At 75.1% G+C, this 1,737-nt stretch carries 3 protein-coding genes; all 3 read right to left on the bottom strand.

Annotated elements, in window-relative coordinates:
• Positions 1-441 (bottom strand): glycosyltransferase family 9 protein (locus G3I65_RS44410; protein WP_160701431.1); only part of this gene is annotated, 441 nt, incomplete at its 3' end.
• The gene (locus G3I65_RS44405) at positions 432-1,118 is read right to left on the bottom strand and encodes an SDR family oxidoreductase (RefSeq protein ID WP_160701430.1); all 687 of its coding nucleotides are present in this window, start codon (positions 1,116-1,118) and stop codon (positions 432-434) included. The genes G3I65_RS44410 and G3I65_RS44405, both read right to left, overlap by 10 nt.
• A 23-nt stretch (positions 1,119-1,141) precedes the next feature.
• Positions 1,142-1,737 (bottom strand): adenylyltransferase/cytidyltransferase family protein (locus G3I65_RS44400; protein ID WP_160701429.1); only part of this gene is annotated, 596 nt, incomplete at its 5' end.

The following is a 1,737-nucleotide window of genomic DNA, read 5'->3' as shown; positions in this document are numbered from 1 at the left end:
CGGCGGCGAGGGCAGCCGCAGTGCCGAGCGGTCGGCCGGGACGTGGGCGTACTCGACGAGCCGGCACCAGCGGTCGACTTCGTGCACGTCGTCGCGCCACTCGAGCCCGGGCACGGCGGGGAAGTCGGGGTGCTGGTGGGTGAGCAACTCCGCCGGGTCGGCCGCCATCAGGTCGTGGATGCTTTCCGGACCGCTGCCGTGCAGGTTCACCGCGAGCCTCGGCGGCGGCCCCGGCCAGGCGAGGTCGCCCAGGCCCGCGGTCGGCAGCAGCTCGTCGACCGCGTCGATCAGCTCGACGAGGTCGCGCAGGCCCTCGGGCGCGGCCAGCACCAGCCGGTCGTCCGGGTGCGCCGCCCGCAGCGCCCGGAGCGCGGGTACCGCCGTCAGCAGGTCGCCGAGGCCGAGCGCGCGCAGCACGAGAACGGCGGAGCTCACGGCCACGACCCCTCCTCGGACCCGCACACGACGAGTTCGCGGACTTCCGAGCCGGGCGGCTGCTGGAGCGCGAAGACGACGGTGCCCGCGACGTGCTCGGGCTGGTTGAGCTTGGCGTCCGGCGGCGGCTTGTACTGGTCGGTGCGGTCGTCGAAGAAGTGCGTCCACATCCCGCCGGGGATCAGCAGCGTGACGCCGACCCGCCCGGCCAGTTCCGCGGCCAGCGCGCGGGTGAAGCCGACGACGCCGAACTTCGAAGCGCAGTACGCGGTAGCGTCGCTCACCGCCTTGATGCCCAAAGTGGACGCGACGGTGACGACCGTGCCGTGCGAGCGTTCCAGGTACGGGAGCGCGGCGCGGACGACGGCCGCGGTGCCGAGCAGGTTCACCTTGACCACCCGCTCCCAGTCCACTGTGGACACGCTGCCGAGCGGGCCGCACGCGTCGGTGCCGGCGGCGGTGAAAACGCCGTCCAGACCGCCCGCGCGTTCGGCCAGCTCGCGCACCGCGGCCTCGGTCGCGGCGGTGTCGGTCAGATCCGCTTCGACGAATTCGGCCGGGTCCTCGGGGCGGACGCGGTCGAGGACGTAGGGCGTGCCGCCGGCCTTGCGGACGGCGTCGACGGTGGCGGCGCCGAGGCCGGAGGCGCCACCGGTGATCAGGACGTTGCCGAGGGGTCGCATCGCACTCCTTCGGGGTCGGGGTGTCAGGCACTGGCCGCCGCGGCGACCAGCCGGGACGTCGAGTAGCCGGGGACGGCCGGGACGAGGACGACCTCGCCGCCGTGCCGCTCCACGACCGCGCGTTCGGGCAGGTCGGCGGCCGCGTAGTCGCCGCCCTTGACCCACACGTCCGGGCGCAGCCGCTCCAGCACGGCGACGGGCGACGGCTCGTCGAAGACGACGACCGCGTCCACAAAGGACAACGCGGCCAGCAGCCGGGCGCGGTCGCGGTCGTGCACCAGCGGACGGCCGGGACCCTTGAGGGCCCGCACCGACGCGTCGGAATTGAGGCAGACGACGAGCGCGTCGCCGAGGGCGCGGGCCTGCCGCAGCAGGCTGACGTGCCCGGGGTGCAGCAGGTCGAAGCAGCCGCCGGTGGCGATCAGGCAGCCGCCGCCCTCACGCACCCGCGAAGCGAGGCCGAAAGCGTCGCTCGCGGGCTGCCGATCGGGGACCGGACCGTCGTTCGTGGACAGTGCCGTCGCACCCCCGGCGGCGACGAACCGGGCGGCCGCTTCGACCGCCGTCGCGACGGCCGAGGTGACGTCCGCACCGCCGAGGAGGGCCGCGGTGGCCGCGG

Source organism: Amycolatopsis sp. SID8362 (assembly GCF_010550475.1).
In the GTDB taxonomy this organism is placed as follows: Bacteria; Actinomycetota; Actinomycetes; order Mycobacteriales; family Pseudonocardiaceae; genus Amycolatopsis; species Amycolatopsis eburnea.
Note: the sequence above shows the minus strand (reverse complement) of the source record. Positions and strands in the feature narration are given on the sequence as shown.